This is a genomic window from Methylobacterium sp. WCS2018Hpa-22 (assembly GCF_031843785.1).
GTDB lineage: Bacteria > Pseudomonadota > Alphaproteobacteria > Rhizobiales > Beijerinckiaceae > Methylobacterium.
Genome location: NZ_JAVTJA010000015.1, coordinates 16222 through 31404 on the forward strand (window position 1 = coordinate 16222; position 15183 = coordinate 31404).

Annotated in this window: 16 protein-coding genes and 1 other RNA gene; 10 read left to right on the forward strand and 7 right to left on the reverse strand. The window is 66.1% G+C overall.

Annotation, left to right across the window (positions count from 1 at the left end):
* Positions 1-24 precede the first annotated feature (24 nt).
* From RQI43_RS19110 to gap, 5 genes are all read right to left on the reverse strand, one after another.
* Positions 25-684 carry a thiamine phosphate synthase gene (locus RQI43_RS19110; protein ID WP_207412276.1) on the reverse strand — a complete coding sequence of 220 codons (660 nt, stop codon included), beginning with the start codon at positions 682-684 and terminating at the stop codon, positions 25-27.
* A 119-nt stretch (positions 685-803) separates the two neighbouring features.
* Positions 804-1874 carry a class II fructose-bisphosphate aldolase gene (gene fba / locus RQI43_RS19115; protein ID WP_056434328.1) on the reverse strand — a complete coding sequence of 357 codons (1071 nt, stop codon included), beginning with the start codon at positions 1872-1874 and terminating at the stop codon, positions 804-806.
* Between the two features lie 290 nt (positions 1875-2164).
* Entirely contained in the window at positions 2165-3367 is a 1203-nt protein-coding gene (locus RQI43_RS19120) for a phosphoglycerate kinase (protein WP_311276244.1), read from the reverse strand.
* A 29-nt stretch (positions 3368-3396) separates the two neighbouring features.
* Positions 3397-3897 carry a hypothetical protein gene (locus RQI43_RS19125; protein WP_311276245.1) on the reverse strand — a complete coding sequence of 167 codons (501 nt, stop codon included), beginning with the start codon at positions 3895-3897 and terminating at the stop codon, positions 3397-3399.
* A gap of 85 nt (positions 3898-3982) precedes the next feature.
* Entirely contained in the window at positions 3983-4990 is a 1008-nt protein-coding gene (gene gap, locus RQI43_RS19130; protein ID WP_056434335.1) for a type I glyceraldehyde-3-phosphate dehydrogenase, read from the reverse strand.
* Positions 4991-5415: 425 nt separating this feature from the next.
* On the opposite strand from gap, the gene RQI43_RS19135 reads away from it, so the two are divergent.
* The 10 genes from RQI43_RS19135 (at position 5416) to RQI43_RS19175 (ending at position 13102) form a co-directional block, all read left to right on the forward strand.
* Positions 5416-5712 carry a DUF4164 domain-containing protein gene (locus RQI43_RS19135; protein WP_056434715.1) on the forward strand — a complete coding sequence of 99 codons (297 nt, stop codon included), beginning with the start codon at positions 5416-5418 and terminating at the stop codon, positions 5710-5712.
* Positions 5713-5743: 31 nt separating this feature from the next.
* On the forward strand, positions 5744-6103 hold the full coding sequence (locus tag RQI43_RS19140; protein ID WP_311276246.1) for a cell division protein ZapA: 360 nt from the start codon (positions 5744-5746) through the stop codon (positions 6101-6103).
* A 69-nt stretch (positions 6104-6172) separates the two neighbouring features.
* Positions 6173-6330, forward strand: a non-coding RNA gene (ssrS, locus tag RQI43_RS19145) — 6S RNA.
* Entirely contained in the window at positions 6320-6907 is a 588-nt protein-coding gene (locus tag RQI43_RS19150; RefSeq protein WP_311276247.1) for a 5-formyltetrahydrofolate cyclo-ligase, read from the forward strand. Before ssrS ends, RQI43_RS19150 begins: the two co-directional genes overlap by 11 nt.
* 9 nt (positions 6908-6916) lie before the next feature.
* The gene (locus RQI43_RS19155; protein ID WP_311276248.1) at positions 6917-7738 is read left to right on the forward strand and encodes a TIGR00282 family metallophosphoesterase; all 822 of its coding nucleotides are present in this window, start codon (positions 6917-6919) and stop codon (positions 7736-7738) included.
* Positions 7739-7867: 129 nt separating this feature from the next.
* Positions 7868-8773, forward strand: a complete 906-nt coding sequence (locus tag RQI43_RS19160) for a C1 family peptidase (protein WP_311276249.1) — start codon at positions 7868-7870, stop codon at positions 8771-8773.
* A 90-nt stretch (positions 8774-8863) separates the two neighbouring features.
* Entirely contained in the window at positions 8864-9157 is a 294-nt protein-coding gene (locus tag RQI43_RS24590) for a protease inhibitor I42 family protein (protein ID WP_405030665.1), read from the forward strand.
* A gap of 250 nt (positions 9158-9407) precedes the next feature.
* Positions 9408-10373 carry a MotA/TolQ/ExbB proton channel family protein gene (locus RQI43_RS19165; protein WP_311276250.1) on the forward strand — a complete coding sequence of 322 codons (966 nt, stop codon included), beginning with the start codon at positions 9408-9410 and terminating at the stop codon, positions 10371-10373.
* The gene (locus RQI43_RS19170) at positions 10373-11386 is read left to right on the forward strand and encodes a peptidoglycan -binding protein (protein ID WP_056434347.1); all 1014 of its coding nucleotides are present in this window, start codon (positions 10373-10375) and stop codon (positions 11384-11386) included. The genes RQI43_RS19165 and RQI43_RS19170 overlap by 1 nt, the downstream gene beginning before the upstream one ends.
* 462 nt (positions 11387-11848) lie before the next feature.
* Entirely contained in the window at positions 11849-13102 is a 1254-nt protein-coding gene (locus RQI43_RS19175; protein ID WP_311276251.1) for a nucleotide disphospho-sugar-binding domain-containing protein, read from the forward strand.
* Between the two features lie 41 nt (positions 13103-13143).
* Here RQI43_RS19175 and RQI43_RS19180 read toward each other — a convergent pair whose 3' ends face one another.
* The gene (locus RQI43_RS19180) at positions 13144-13857 is read right to left on the reverse strand and encodes an ABC transporter ATP-binding protein (RefSeq protein WP_311276252.1); all 714 of its coding nucleotides are present in this window, start codon (positions 13855-13857) and stop codon (positions 13144-13146) included.
* A 17-nt stretch (positions 13858-13874) separates the two neighbouring features.
* Positions 13875-15179 (reverse strand): lipoprotein-releasing ABC transporter permease subunit, encoded by a 1305-nt coding sequence (locus RQI43_RS19185; RefSeq protein ID WP_207412264.1) that lies wholly within the window; start codon positions 15177-15179, stop codon positions 13875-13877.
* Positions 15180-15183: the final 4 nt, after the last annotated feature.

Below are 15183 nucleotides of genomic sequence, written 5' to 3' on the forward strand. Positions count from 1 at the left end.
CGAGGGCGAGCTTGCGAAGCGCCCTCACGTATCAGCCTCCGAAGCTGCGACCTGTGCCTGGATGGCGCGGATATCGGCCCCTTCTCCCATCCACAGATGGCTCTCGAGCCCGAGGAATTCCGCTCCCGTCGCCAGCAGCCCCTCCACCTGTGCGAGGTCATGGGCAACGGCGATGCACGGTGTCTCGAAGATCTCGACCCACCATTGCGCGCGCTCACGCACGGTATCGGCATCGGGCGCGATCCCGTCCGAGTAGATCCCCCCGAACATCACGTAATCGACACCGGCCTCGCCAGCCTCCATGGCCGCATGCTTCTGCTCATGCCCGCCGGCCCCGAGGATGCGACCGTCGCTGAGGCGTTCGCGCAGATCCTGCAGGGCTCCATCCCGCGCCTTGTCGAGGTGAACGCCGTCCGCCCCGCCCCGCGCGGCCACGCTGACGACATCGCCGGCGAAGTCGGAGACCGTGATGACCAGGGCGGCGCCAGTCGACTGCGCCGCCGGAGCGAGCCGCTTGACGAGGTTCACGAGGCTGCGCTCGTCGGCCGGGGCGAGCCGCAGGAGCACCGCCGCCACGTCTCCGGCCGCACAGGCGGCGGTCAGCGCTTCGGCGAGGGCATCGGCCCGGTCGGAATCCACCCGATGGGGAGACAGCAGGGCGAGGCGGGTGCGGGGTTCGGCCATTCTTCTCGTCCTAACAGCATCATCCCGAGACGCGGGCTCCGCGTCTCGGGGACAGGCGATGCGAGATCACCGCGTCACGGCATGGTTCCGGATGCGATCCGAAAGCATGAAACAGGGACTCAGGCGGCGCCGATCTTCGGGTCGAGCGAGCCGTTGGCATAACGCTTGGCCATCTCGGAGACCGAGATCGGGCGGATCTTCGAGCCCTGGCCGGCGGTGCCGAACTCCTCGAAACGCTGGCGGCAGAGCTTCGTCATCGCGTCCATGGCGGGCTTCAGATACTTGCGCGGGTCGAACTCGGCCGGGTTCTCGGTGAGCACCTTCCGGATCTGACCGGTCATGGCCATGCGGTTATCGGTGTCGATGTTGATCTTGCGCACGCCGTGCTTGATGCCGCGCTGGATCTCGGCCACCGGCACGCCCCAGGTCGGCTTCATCTGGCCGCCGTAGGAATTGATGATGTCCTGCAGGTCCTGCGGCACCGAGGAGGAGCCGTGCATGACGAGGTGGGTCGTCGGCAGGCGGCGGTGGATCTCCTCGATCACGTTCATGGCCAGCACGTCGCCATCGGGCTGGCGGGTGAACTTATAGGCACCGTGGCTCGTGCCCATGGCAACGGCGAGCGCGTCGACCTTGGTGGCGGTGACGAACTTCACCGCCTCTTCCGGGTCGGTGAGGAGCTGGTCGTGGCTCAGCACGCCCTCGGCGCCGTGGCCGTCCTCGGCCTCGCCCTGGCCGCTCTCCAGCGAACCTAGCACGCCGAGCTCGCCCTCCACCGAGACGCCGGCCCAATGGGCCATGCGGGTGACGTTGCCGGTGATCTCGACATTGTAGGCGTAGTCGGCGGGGGTCTTGCCGTCGGCCTTCAGGGAGCCGTCCATCATCACCGAGGTGAAGCCGTACTGGATGGCGGTGGCGCAGGTGGCTTCGTTGTTGCCGTGGTCGAGATGCATGCAGACGGGGATGTGGGGATAGATCTCCACGAGGCCGTCGATGAGCTTGGCCAGCACCACGTCGTTGGCATAGGCGCGCGCGCCCCTGCTCGCCTGCAGGATCACCGGCGAATCGGTGGCATCCGCCGCTGCCATGATGGCGAGGCCCTGCTCCATGTTGTTCAGGTTGAAAGCCGGCACGCCGTATTCGTATTCGGCGGCGTGATCCAGGAGCTGCCTCAGGGTGATGCGTGCCATTGGTGTCTCCTCAAACGATGGGGCCGACGCAATGGGCCGCCATCCACTGAAATATGTCTGCCTTGTCGGACCTTACCGGGTCCGTCGCAACTCCATCCCGAAGCCTTCGGCGACAGAACGCTGTGTCGTCATCCCAAAATCCGACCCAAACACCTCATCCTCAGGTGCCGAAGCGGAGCGAAGACCTCAAAGGAGCCCTCCAGTTCGCCCGGAGGATGCCGGAGCCCTCCTTCGAAGCCCGATGCCGCGGGCGCCTCAGCGCGAGGTGATGGGACCTGAGATGGAACCGATCACCCCTTGACGCGCAGTGCCTCGACGCCAGGCAGGACCTTGCCTTCCAGCCATTCGAGGAACGCGCCACCGGCGGTGGATACGTAGGAGAAATCGTCGGCGACGCCGGCATGGTTGAGGGCGGCCACCGTGTCGCCGCCGCCCGCCACTGAGACGAGCTTGCCGGCCTTGGTACGCTCGGCCGCGTGGCGCGCCGCCGCCACCGTCGCGGCGTCGAAGGGCGTCAGTTCGAAGGCGCCGAGAGGGCCGTTCCAGACCAGGGTCGCAGCCTCGTCGATGGCGGCGTCGATCTCGGCGACCGAGGCCGGGCCGGCATCGAGGATCATGCCGGTCTCCGACACGGCGTCGACACCCACGGTCTCATGCGCCGCGTTGGCTTTGAACTCGGTCGCGACCACCGCGTCGACGGGCAGGATGATGCGGCACTTGGCGGCTGCAGCGGCGTCGAGGATGCGGAGCGCCGTCTCGGCGAGATCCTTTTCACACAAGGACTTGCCGACGGCTTTCCCTTGGGCGTGCAGGAAGGTGTTGGCCATGCCGCCACCGATGACGAGCATGTCCACCTTGGCGACGAGGTTCTGCAGGAGATCGATCTTCGACGACACCTTGGCGCCGCCGACCAGAGCGATGACCGGCCGTGTCGGCGACTCGAGCCCCTTGGTCAGGGCGTCGAGCTCCGCCTGCATCAGCCGGCCGGCATAGGCCGGCAGTACATGGGCGAGGCCCTCGGTCGAGGCATGGGCGCGATGCGCGGCCGAGAAGGCCTCGTTGACGAAGACGTCGCCGTTGGCAGCGAGCGCCGCCACGAAACCGGCCTCGTTCTTCTCTTCGCCGGTGTGGAAGCGGGTGTTCTCCAGGAGGAGGACGTCGCCATCCTTCAGTGCCGACACGGCCGACGACGCTGTCTCCCCGATGCAATCCTCCGCGAAGGCGACCGGGCGGCCGAGATGCTGGGATAGCGCGGAGACCACCTGCTTCAGCGAATCGGCCACCACCGGCTTGCCCTTGGGGCGACCGAAATGCGCCAGGAGCACCACGCGCCCGCCGCCATCGGCGATCTCCCGGATCGTCGGGACGATCCTTTCGATGCGGGTCGCGTCGGTGACGCGCTCCCCCTCCATCGGCACGTTCAGGTCGACGCGGAGCAGTACGCGCTTGCCCTGAAGAGAGCCGGCATCGTCGAGGGTGCGGAAAGCGGTCATCCTGGCCTTCAATGTCGTTGAGGAAACTATCAGCGCGGAGGGAGAAGCCCGTCGAGATGGAAGCGCTGTGCGGCGATGGTTAACGCCACGGTGAGCACGGCCGTGATGACCGCGGTCAGCACCAGCGCGCCGGAACCGGGCAACCGGCGGGTCCTGTCGGCGACGGCGCGGACTTCGCTTCGCAGGGCGGCCAGATCGGATTGGCGCGCCGCCTCACTCATGCGAGTGGTCGCACCTTCGATCTTCTCCTCCACGCGGGAGAGCAGAGCCTCGGAGCGGGCGTACTTGTCCTCGATCCGCGCGCACTTGTCCTCGATCCGCGCGAGTTGATCGCTGCCGGGCGAGGAGGACACAGGCTCGGCCTTGCCGACGACGGCGGGCGGTGTCGCCTTCTGGTTGGCGATGGCCTGGGTCTCGGGCACGATACCGGTCGACGGGGGCGGATTATTCTCGAGTGGCTTGTTCTCGAGCGGCTTGGCGCCCGGGATGAAGGTGTTTCCGGTGGACGGGGTCGGCGAAGGCTCGGTCATTTCAGACGCACCGTTGCTGGTCGATCACAGGATATCGTTGGCGAGGCTTGTCGGGCGGCCCGAAGGCCCCCCCGGAGCGCCGCTCTCAGAGCAGCTTGCCCATCGCCACGGCCGTGTCGGCCATGCGGTTCGAGAAGCCCCACTCGTTGTCGTACCAGGACAGGATACGCACGAACGTGCCGTCCATCACCTTGGTCTGGTCGAGGTGGAACGTGGACGAGTGAGGATCGTGGTTGAAGTCGATGGAGACGTTGGGCTGGTCGGTATAGGCCAGCACGCCCTTCAACGGACCATCGGCTGCGGCGCGGATCGCGTTGTTGATCTCCTCGACGGAGGTCTGGCGCTTGGCGGTGAACACGAGGTCGACCGCCGAAACGTTGGGGGTCGGCACGCGGATCGAGGTTCCGTCGAGCTTGCCCTTCAGCTCCGGCAGGACGAGGCCGACGGCCTTGGCGGCCCCCGTGGAAGTCGGGATCATCGACAGCGCGGCGGCACGGGCCCGGTACAGGTCCTTGTGCATCTGGTCGAGGGAGGGCTGATCGTTGGTGTAGGAATGGATCGTCGTCATGAAGCCGCGCTCGATCCCGACGAGATCGTTGAGCACCTTGGCTACCGGCACGAGGCAGTTGGTGGTGCAGGAGGCGTTCGAGATGACGAGGTGGTCGGCTGTCAGCTTGTCGTGGTTGACGCCGTAGACCACGGTCAGGTCGGCACCGTCGGCGGGGGCCGAGACGATGACACGCTTGGCGCCGGCATCGAGATGCGCCTTGGCCTTGTCCTTCGAGGTGAAGATGCCGGTGCATTCGAGGGCGATGTCGACGCCGAGCTCGCGGTGCGGCAGCTCGGCCGGGTTGCGCACGGCCGTGACCTTGATGCGCTGACCGTCGACGACGATGAACTCGCCATCCACTTCGACCTTGGCGTTGAAACGGCCGTGGATGGAGTCGAAGCGCAGCAGGTGGGCATTGGTCTCGACGGGGCCGAGATCGTTGATCGCGACGACTTCGATATCCTTGCGGCCGGCCTCGTGGATGGCGCGCAGGATGTTGCGGCCGATGCGTCCGAACCCGTTGATGGCAACCTTCACCGACACGGCGTGAATCCTTCTATGTACCGGGCGCCGACCTCGCGGAACCCGTAAGCAGCAAGAGCGAGACAGCGGGCCGGAGGGGCGGAGCCGCCATTCGGCGTCGCTGTGTCATGTGCACCGTTGAACGTCAGATGAACCGCATCGCCCGTCCTCGACCCCTCATGCGCCCATGAATGGACCGATGCGGGAACGAGTGTTGAACGGGTCACGGGCTCGAATTCCCAATCTGACGGTCGGTTCGAGGAGCGCGCGGTCTCTAACATGAGGGAAACCGCTGGCAAAGGTTTTGCCTGATCGATTCGTTCTCCTTCCCCGCATATGATGGCAAAGCAGCGATTTCGCGCGCGTATCGGTAGCGATTTGGCTACAAATCCGATTTTCCGAAACAAGTGGACGGGCAGATCCATGACCCGGCGGAAGGTACAACGATGATCCCGACGCCCGAGCGGCCGAACGTCGACCACGCCCTTGCCCGGCTGGAGACGGCCCTGACCCGGCTGGAAGCGTCGGTGACCCATCGCCTCGAAGCCGAGCGCGAGCCCGGCGACCTGGAGACGGAACTCGCGATCATGGCGGAGGACCGGGCGCGCCTCGCGGCGGAGCTCGACGCTGCCAGCGCCCGCCTCGCCACGGTGGAGGCGACGACCAGCGATGTCGGCCACCGCCTCGGCCGGGCGATCGAAGCGGTGGAGGGCGTGCTGGCCCATCCCCGCGCCGCGCGTTAAACCCGCCTCTCTCACACCAACCCTATCGGACATGCCTCAGATCAGCGTCACCATCGACGGCAAGAGCTACCGGATGGCCTGCGCCGAAGGCGAAGAGGCGCATCTCTCGGCGCTGGCCGCGGAACTCGACACCCGCGTGACCGGGATGCGGAAATCCTTCGGCGAGATCGGCGACATGCGTCTTCACGTCATGGCCGCCCTGACTCAGGCGGACGAATTGGCGGAACTGAAGCGCCGTCTCGCAGAGCTCGAGACAGAGACGGCGGCCCTCCGGGACCGCGTCGAGAGTGCGGATTCCCTCCGTGCCGAAGAGGAGGCGCGCATCGCGGACGGGCTCGGCCGTGCGGCGGACCGGATCGAGCGTCTGGCTCACGCGCTGGCGGCGGGATGATGGCCTCTGGCGCATGATTGCGCGCGCTCCCCCCTGGCGCCCACGGCCGGCCGACGCTACATGAGTGATGCGGTGCTGCGGGGTTCGTCAGGAGTACTTTTCCCCGGGGCCTTATCGACTCCCCAGGGAGCTGTCCCTGGCCCTGTCCCTGGACTTGGCCAACACGGCGCCCACCTACACTGTAGGTTTCCCGGGATCGCAACTCCAACGGCTCACGTGGCTCCGCACTCTGATTTCCCCGCCCTGAAGGCCGCCCTTCGCAAGGATGCCCTCGCCCGCCGCGATGGCCTCGCCCCCGAGACCCGCCGGGTCGGCGGATTACGGATCGCCGAGAGTGTGATGCAGGTCGAGCCCCTCGCCCAGGCTCCCATCGTCGGTGCCTTCTGGGCGATCCGCAGCGAAGTCGATCCCCTCCCTCTCATCGGGATGCTGTTCGCGCGCGGCCAGCGAGTCGCCCTGCCGAAGGTGACGCCGGAGGGCCTCGTCTTCCGCGAATGGCGCGCCGGTGAGGCGCTGGTTCCGGGTTCCTTCGGTCTCAGCGAACCGCGCGACGACCTGTCCCCCCTCGATCCCACCGCCCTCATCGTTCCGCTCGCCGCCTTCGACCGGCGCGGGCACCGCATCGGCTACGGACGCGGCTATTACGATCAGGCGATCGACCGGCTCTCCCGCAACGGCCCCGTCCTGACGATCGGCATCGCCTTTTCCGTGCAGGAAGTGGAGTACGTGCCCTCCGAGCCGCACGACCAACCCCTCGACCACCTCATTACGGAAGCGGGACCGGTCCCGCTCGTCCGGGACTGACAGCGACGCATGCGACTTCTCTTCCTCGGCGATGTGGTGGGCCGACCCGGCCGCAATGCGGTGATGGACCGGCTGCCGAAGCTGCGTGAGCGCTGGCGCCTCGATTGTGTGGTCATCAACGGCGAGAACGCGGCCGGCGGCTTCGGCATCACCGAGGCGATCTGCGACGAGCTCCTCCAGGCGGGCGCCGATGCGGTGACGCTGGGCAACCATTCCTTCGACCAGCGCGAAGCTCTCGTCTTCATCCAGCGGCAAACGCGGCTCGTCCGCCCGGCGAACTACCCGCCGGGCACACCGGGACGCGGCGCCACCGTGGTCGAGACGCGGGGCGGCGCCCGCGTCCTCGTTCTCAACGTCATGGGCCGCATCTACATGGATGCGCTGGACGATCCCTTCGCCTCCGCCGAGCGAGAACTCTCGGCCTGCCCCCTCGGCGAGGTGGCGGACGCCGTCATCGTCGATGTCCATGCCGAGGCCACCAGCGAGAAGCAGGCTTTCGGCCACTTCCTCGATGGCCGCGCCAGCCTCGTCGTCGGCACCCATACGCACACGCCCACCGCCGACCACCGCATTCTCCCCGGCGGCACCGCCTACCTGTCCGATGCGGGCATGTGCGGCGATTACGATTCGATCCTCGGCATGCAGAAGGATGAGCCCCTGCGGCGCTTCCTGCAGAAGACCCCCGGCACGCGCCTGGAAGCGGCGCAGGGTAAGGGCACGTTATGCGGGATCGCCGTCGAGACCGACAATGCCACGGGGCTCGCCACCATGGTCTCGGCAGTACGCCTGGGCCCTCATCTGGAAGAAACCTGGCCTCGCGCCTGGGATTAAGCCACGCGCGCAGGCGCAACTCGGCCCCGCTGATAGGGCCTGCGCCTGAAAGACAACCTTGACTATCACCTCATCCCCACACACAACCTACAGGAGAGATTCGTCGGATCTCCCCTGGAGGTTGTAGACTTGGCCGAACCCGATTTTTTCCGCATCAATGCAGCGATCCAGCGGGCAGGTGCCCAGTGGGATTCGGGTCCCACAGCTCTCAGCGAGTACTACGACGCAAGTGGCCCGGCGACCGAACGGTTCGGCCTGTCCTTCGATCCAGAGCGCGCGAAGCAAGACGTCCTCGAAACGAGAAATGCCGAATCGGCGCTGTTCAAAGTTGTCGCCCCTCCCCCGGCGCATCTCGACTGGCGGAACGTAAGCGGGAAGAATTACGTCACGCCCATTAGGGACCAGTCGCACTGCGGCTCCTGCGTCGCCTTCGCGACATGCGCCTCCGTCGAGAGCCGAATGCTGTTTGGAACCGGTCGTCCCGACGGTGCCATTGATCTGTCCGAAGCACACTTATTCTATTGCGGCGCGCCGAACTCCTGTGGCGTGGGATGGTTCTACACCAAGGCCCTCGCCTTCGCGAAGAAGCCCGGGATCGGTCTGGAAGTCGATTTTCCCTACGTGGCGGGCGACCAGCCGTGCCGCAACATTCGACCCGTGGTGACCGTCCCGCGCTATCAGACAGCGGCATCTCAGATCGCTCGCAAGCAAGCGCTGCAGAAGGGACCTGTCATCGGAGGTTTCCGCGTCTACCAGGATTTCTACACCTACCGCAGCGGCATCTATACCCATGTCACCGGCGACTTCCTCGGATGGCATGCCGTCTGCGTCATCGGTTACGATGACATTCACCAATGCTGGATCGCGAAGAACAGCTGGGGAACTGGCTGGGGCGAACAGGGATTCTTCCGTATTGGTTTTGGTGAATGCGGCATCGATTCCGAAGTGCTATTCTACGATCCGGAGATTGCTCTTCTCAAAACTGACATTCTGGCATCGCCCCCCCCTCGGCGCCGTTCGAAAGTCTCCGCATGAAGACCGGGGGATGAGGCCTCCGGCTCGACCGAAGGACTTGTCTGTGGGCGCGCCGGTACGCGATAAAGGATCGTACTGGAGTGAACCTCAATGGAGCTTGAGCGTCGCGGCCCCATAAAGGCCTGTTCTGGCGAGACGATCGAGGTAACTGCTCCGGGCGAAGGAATCGGGGGGTTCCTCTGGTATGCCGAGGTCGCACACCAAGCCGCCACGATCGTGAGCGAGGCCCTGGGTCCGGCGGCTGAAGGCGTCGGGGCTACGCGAGAAAAGGTCTTTCGCGTTCGCCTGGAGCGGCCCGGGGACACGACTGTCCGCCTCGTCCAGAAACGTCCCTGGGATTCGACCCCGTACCGCATCATCGAGGTACCGATTCGGTGTGCGTAGCAGCCGGCCTTCCGACCGGTATGGACCATGGGACGCCCGTCGCGATCCGCCATGATCGCCCCCGCGTGCCGCACACGCTATTCCGTGCATAGACGCCGTTTGATCGATCCGAGGAAGTCGTGCCGCTTGATCGCGGACGGCTATGCATCGAATGTGTGTCCACTTCAGCTCGAGCGTACGCGCAGTGCTTTCCGTTTCCGCAGCTCGACGCATGGTCTGAGACCGGCGTCCTCAGAGTCCCAGACAACCCATGGCGACCCGCTCCGCGACTGCCCCCCTGAGCCGCCCGGGCATCTACTTGGTCCGGATGCTGGTCTTCCTGACCCTTGTCGGGTTCCTCGCCTTCGTCTTGTTCCGGCAGATCACGCCGGCTTTCCTGGCCAATGCCGGGTTGAACGGGCTGATCCTCGGCGTTCTCCTCATCGCCATTCTGCTCGCCTTCGGCCAGGTGATCCGCCTCTTCCGCGAGGTCGCCTACGTCAACGCGGTCGCAGCCGGTGAGGGGTCGGCCAAGCCGCCCTCGCTGCTGGCGCCGCTCTCCCCGGCGATCCTGGCGCGCCGTGAGGGGACGACTCAGGCCGGCGTCCGTTCCTATCTCGACACCGTGGCCGCCCGCCTCGACGAGGGCCGCGAGATCCTGCGCTACGTCGCCGGGCTTCTCATCCTGCTCGGACTGCTCGGCACATTCTGGGGGCTCATCGACACGCTGGGCGCGGTGGGCAGCGTGATCCAAAGCATGCGCGGCGGCGGCGAAGCCAGCGCGATGTTCGACGAATTGAAGAGCGGCCTCGCCAAACCGCTTTCCGGCATCGGCCTCGCCTTCTCGGCCTCGCTGTTCGGCCTCGCGAGCTCGCTCATCACCGGCTTCCTCGACCTACAGGCAGGCCAGGCTCACGCCCGCTTCCACAACGAGCTGGAGGATTGGCTGGTCTCTGGTGAGGAACATGCCGCGGTGGCGCGTCCCGTAGCAGCGCAAGAGCCTGCCTCGGCCCGCGAACTCACCGAGGCGGTGGACCGGCTGTCGGCCATCATCTCGGAGGGCGCCAACGGCCGCGTGGCGACTCAGGCGATGACCAACCTCGCCGAGGGTATCCAGGGTCTCGTCCAGCACATGCGGGCCGAGCAGCAGATGATTCGCGACTGGGTCGAGGCGCAGGCGACGCGGGAACGTGAGCTCAAGCAGGTGCTCGACCGGCTCGGCCGCGAGAAGGCCTGATGGCTTCGCTGCGCACGCGCCGGGACCGGAGCCTCAACGTCTGGCCGGGCTATGTCGACGCCCTGGCGACGCTGCTGCTCGCCGTCGTCTTCCTGCTGACGATCTTCGTGGTCGGACAGTTCTTCCTGTCCCAGGAGATCACCGGCCGCGATTCGGTGCTGAACCGGCTCAACCGGCAGATCGCGGATCTCACCGATCTTCTCGCCCTGGAACGCTCCAATCGGCGGGCGCAGGAGGAGAAGGCCTCGAACCTGCGCACGACGCTTCTCGGCACCGAGGCCGAGCGCGACAAGCTGAAGGAACAGGCGGGCGCTGCTGCGAGCAGTGACGGCCGCCAGGGCGAAGTCGACAAGCAGCTGGTGGCCGAACGTGCCACCAATGCACGCGCCGCATCGCAGATCGATCTCCTCAACGAACAGATCGGCGCCATGCGCCGCCAGCTCGCCGCCCTCGAGGACGCGCTCGCCGCGAGCGAGAGCCGCGACCGCGAGAGCCAGGCCCGCATCGCCGATCTCGGCAGCCGGCTGAACGTGGCGCTCGCCCAGAAGGTGCAGGAACTCGCACGCTATCGCTCGGACTTCTTCGGCCGCCTGCGCCAGATTCTCGGCAACCGCAGCGATATCCGCGTGGTCGGCGACCGTTTCGTCCTGCAATCGGAGGTGCTGTTCCCGGCGGGCTCGGCGAGCCTGAAGCCCGAGGCGGCGCCCGAACTCGACCGGATCGCCACGGCCATCCTCGATCTGTCGAAGCAGATCCCGGCGGACATTCCCTGGGTCCTGCGTATCGACGGGCATACCGATGCCCGTCCCATCGCCAGTTCGCAATTCCCATCGAACTGGTCGCTCTCGGCGGCGCGCGCCATCGCGGTGGTGCAGTACATGGCCGGCAAGGGCATTCCGCCCCAACGTCTGCTTGCCGCCGCCTTCGGTGAATTCCAACCCATCGAGGCCGGCACCAGCGACGATGTCTACGCCCGCAACCGCCGCATCGAGCTGAAGCTCACCGAACGTTAAGGCAGGGCCCCTACCGCAGAGGTGCCAGCGCCACTGCCCACACGACGAATGCGCCGGAGAGCAACCCGAAGGCCATGAATTCCACCGCGCCGGTCAGGATCATCCGCTTGAGCATTGTGATCGCCTCTCGTTGACGCGACGATCTTTGTTCTTGTTTTGTTCTGTGTAAAGCGGGCATTCGAGGCGGTTCGAAACAGGGTTACCGGCCCCTTAACAAAGCTCGGACGTCTTCCCTAACGCGATTCGCTCGGCCAACGGCGTCGTCGAACCACGCTCTCAGACGCCGATATCGTTTCGACCGCGCAGTCTTGGCGAACGATTCCGGGTCTGTCCGAAATCTTACCAAGAGCGATCGCACGGCAACTCCGTGGCCGGCGAAGCAATTGACAGAACAATCAGCGCGAAAAATCTCTGGCACTACTTCATCTTCGGCTGATTTTTCTGTCAAATGTGAATGGCCGGATGCGAATACATCTCATCGCCCTTGGTTCTTATGGCGACGTTCTTCCGTTTCTCGCCATCGGCGCCGAATGCCTGCGTCGCGGGCACGATGTCATCCTCGCGGCCCCTGCCCCCTTTGCCGACCACGCAACGCGCATTGGTCTGCCGTTCCACTCCCTTGGCGATTCTGACGATTACCGTCGGATTGTATCCGATCCCCGGCTCTGGCATCCGAGGCAGGGGGCGGCCGCGTTGTTCGGCAACATGGCGGCGGCGACGGAGCAGACCTATCGCTGGATCGCCGAGAATGCGCGCAAGGGCCGTTCGATCGTCGTCGCATCGACACTGGCCTTCGGGGCGCGGGTAGCACAGGAGAAGCTGCGCCTCCCCGTCATCACGATCCACGCGATGCCCATGTTGATGGAGAGCCGCTACGCCTCCCCGATCCTACCGGGCGTACCACTCCCCTCTTGGGCGCCATCCCGGCTTCGGCACTGGATCGGCCGGGGCGCAGACAGATACGTGATCGGCCCGGCCGCTTTGCCCTACATCAACGCGTTCCGGCAGGAACTGGGCCTCAACCCGGTGCGACGACTGCGATACTGGTGGAATAGCCCCTCCCGTATCCTGCTCCTGTTTCCCGATTGGTTCGCCCGTGCTCAGCCGGATTGGCCGCAGCAGGCCGTGCATGTGGGCTTTCCCATCGCCGACCGGTTCGGCGACACGGATCGCCTCGGGCTCCATCTCTCACGGTTCTTGAAGGCGGGTGATCCCCCGCTCGTCTTCACCTATGGATCGGCGATGCGCCAGGCGACCGCCTTCTTCCGCACCGCCCTCGCGATCTGTCAGCGCCTGGGACGGCGCGGGGTGTTCCTCGCACCGGAACAGGGACAGGTGCCCGAGATCCTCCCGGAAACCGTGATCCATGTCCCCTACGCGCCGCTCAGCGCTTTGCTGCCGCACGCGGCGGCGCTGATCCATCATGGCGGCATCGGAACCGTGGCGCAGGCCTTGGCCGCAGGAACGCCGCAGATGATCGTCCCGGTGGCGTTCGACCATTTCGACGAGGCGGCGCGGGTGAAACACCTTCGTGCCGGCACGAGCCTCAGCCGCCGGCGTTTCACGCCCTGGCGCGGTGCGCGCCGGCTCCGCCGCCTCCTCGCATCGCCAGAGGTGGCCCAGGCCTGCCAGGAGCTCAGGTTGCGCTTCAACGGGCAGGACGGCGTGTCGGCCGCCTGCGACGCGATCGAACAAATGGCGCCCCGCCGTCGCTGAAGGGGCAGCTCCATTATACAAATGCAGCTGCAGATTGGGCTTTAGGCCAACTGCTCGATCATGCCATCGCGGATGGTGACGCGCCGGTCCATGCGGGCGGCGAGTTCCATGTTGTGGGTGGCGACGAGGGCCGCGAGGCCGGAGGCACGCACCAGCGAGACAAGAATGCCGAACACATGCGCCGCCGTGTGCGGGTCGAGATTACCGGTGGGCTCATCGGCCAACAGCAGCCGCGGGCCGTTGGCGACCGCACGAGCGATGGCGACGCGCTGCTGCTCGCCGCCCGATAATTCGGCCGGGCGGTGAACAAGGCGCTCCTTCAGGCCGAGGAAGCTCAGAAGTTCGGTGGCGCGCGCCTTGGCCTCCTTGGCGCCGAGGCCACGGATGAGCTGGGGCATCACCACGTTCTCCAGGGCCGAGAATTCCGGCAGGAGATGGTGGAACTGATAGATGAAGCCCATCTCTTCGCGGCGGAACCGCGTGCGCTCGGCGTCCGGCATGGCCGCCGTGGGCTGGCCGCCGATATAGACCTCGCCGCCATCGGGTCGCTCCAGCAGGCCCGCGAGATGCAGAAGCGTCGATTTTCCGGCCCCTGAGGGTGCCACCAGAGCCACGAGTTCGCCCGGCCAGATCGCGAGATCGGCCCCCCGCAGGATGTCGAGAGCTTCCGTTCCTTGCGCGTAGCGGCGTTCGACTTTGGCGAAGAACAGGGCCGGGACCGGCGGCGCGCCGGCCTCGTCGGCAGAGGTGGTCATGATGGTTGAATCTCCCCTCAGCCGTAACGCAGGGCCTGGACCGGATCGAGCCGGGCGGCGCGCCAGGAGGGATAGAGCGTCGCCACGAGCGACAGGGCGATGGAGGTGAGGACCACCACGGTGATCTCACTGGAATTCATCTCGGCCGGAATCTCCGCGAGGAACCGCACGGTCGGATCCCAGGCGGAGGGAAACAGGACCCGCTGGATCGGCTTGATGTTGAGGGTGATGAGGACACCGAGTGCGAGGCCGCTCAGCGTCCCGACGACGCCGATCAGCGCTCCATTGATGAGGAAGACCCGCATCACCGTGCCGGGCGTGGCGCCCATCGTCCGCAGGATCGCGATATCGCTGGACTTGTCACGCACCAGCAGGATCAGGCCGGAGACGATGTTGAGGGTCGCCACCACAACGATCAGGCTGAGGATGAGGAACATCACGTTCCGCTCCACCTCCAGCGCCCCGAAGAAGGTTCGGTTGCGTTGGCGCCAGTCGGTGAGAAGCACGGGCCGCTCGGCCGCCATTTCAAGGTCGGGCCGCAATTGCGCCACCGCATCGGCGTTGTCGAGATAGACCTCGATGAGGCTGACATCGCTGTCACGGTTGAAGAAGGCCTGGGATTCGGCCAGCGGCATGAACACGAAGGTGGCGTCGAACTCGGTCATGCCGATCTCGAAGATCGCCTTCACCGTATAGGCCTTGGTGCGCGGCGCGGTGCCGAACGGTGTCGTCGCCCCCTTCGGGGTGGATAGGGTGATCTGGTCGCCGGCCTGGACGCCGAGGGACTCGGCGAGCCTTCGGCCGATGGCGACCCCGGTTCCGTCGTCGAATCCGTCGAGGGTGCCGCCCCGGATGGTCTTGGCGATGGACCCGATGGACCCGATGTCCTCGCCGCGGATACCCCGGACCAGCACGCCACTGCCGCCATAAGGCGAGGACGCGAAGGCCTGCCCTTCCACCAGCGGGATCGCAGAGCGGACGCCGGCCACCTTGGAGAGCCTGTCGGAAAGGTCGACGTAATCGGTGAACAGCTTGTCGATGGGCGTGACGAAGACGTGGCCGTTGATACCGACGATCTTGGAGAGCAGTTCGGTGCGGAACCCATTCATCACCGAGAGGACGATGATGAGGGTGGCGACGCCGAGGGCGATGCCCAGGACCGAGAAGAAAGCCACGACGGAGACGCCGCCGCCGCGCCGCCGGGCCCGCATGTAGCGTCCGGCAATGATCCATTCGAAGGCCGCGAAGGGCGGCGTGCTGCCGCGCTTGAACAGGCCGGAGAGACCCGCCAGCCGTTCCTTCACCGTCTCTGCCAGAGCCATGCCG

Excerpts from the sequence above, each read along its gene's own strand:
- RQI43_RS19135 (WP_056434715.1), top strand. The coding sequence starts at position 5,416 with ATGATCCCGACGCCCGAGCGGCCGAACGTCGACCACGCCCTTGCCCGG.
- RQI43_RS19140 (WP_311276246.1), top strand. The coding sequence starts at position 5,744 with ATGCCTCAGATCAGCGTCACCATCGACGGCAAGAGCTACCGGATGGCC.
- RQI43_RS19165 (WP_311276250.1), top strand. The coding sequence starts at position 9,408 with ATGGCGACCCGCTCCGCGACTGCCCCCCTGAGCCGCCCGGGCATCTAC.
- RQI43_RS19185 (WP_207412264.1), bottom strand. The coding sequence starts at position 15,179 with ATGGCTCTGGCAGAGACGGTGAAGGAACGGCTGGCGGGTCTCTCCGGC.
- RQI43_RS19180 (WP_311276252.1), bottom strand. The coding sequence starts at position 13,857 with ATGACCACCTCTGCCGACGAGGCCGGCGCGCCGCCGGTCCCGGCCCTG.
- RQI43_RS19155 (WP_311276248.1), top strand. The coding sequence starts at position 6,917 with ATGCGACTTCTCTTCCTCGGCGATGTGGTGGGCCGACCCGGCCGCAAT.
- fba (WP_056434328.1), bottom strand. The coding sequence starts at position 1,874 with ATGGCACGCATCACCCTGAGGCAGCTCCTGGATCACGCCGCCGAATAC.
- RQI43_RS19120 (WP_311276244.1), bottom strand. The coding sequence starts at position 3,367 with ATGACCGCTTTCCGCACCCTCGACGATGCCGGCTCTCTTCAGGGCAAG.
- RQI43_RS19170 (WP_056434347.1), top strand. The coding sequence starts at position 10,373 with ATGGCTTCGCTGCGCACGCGCCGGGACCGGAGCCTCAACGTCTGGCCG.
- RQI43_RS19110 (WP_207412276.1), bottom strand. The coding sequence starts at position 684 with ATGGCCGAACCCCGCACCCGCCTCGCCCTGCTGTCTCCCCATCGGGTG.
- RQI43_RS19175 (WP_311276251.1), top strand. The coding sequence starts at position 11,849 with ATGCGAATACATCTCATCGCCCTTGGTTCTTATGGCGACGTTCTTCCG.
- RQI43_RS19125 (WP_311276245.1), bottom strand. The coding sequence starts at position 3,897 with ATGACCGAGCCTTCGCCGACCCCGTCCACCGGAAACACCTTCATCCCG.
- RQI43_RS24590 (WP_405030665.1), top strand. The coding sequence starts at position 8,864 with ATGGAGCTTGAGCGTCGCGGCCCCATAAAGGCCTGTTCTGGCGAGACG.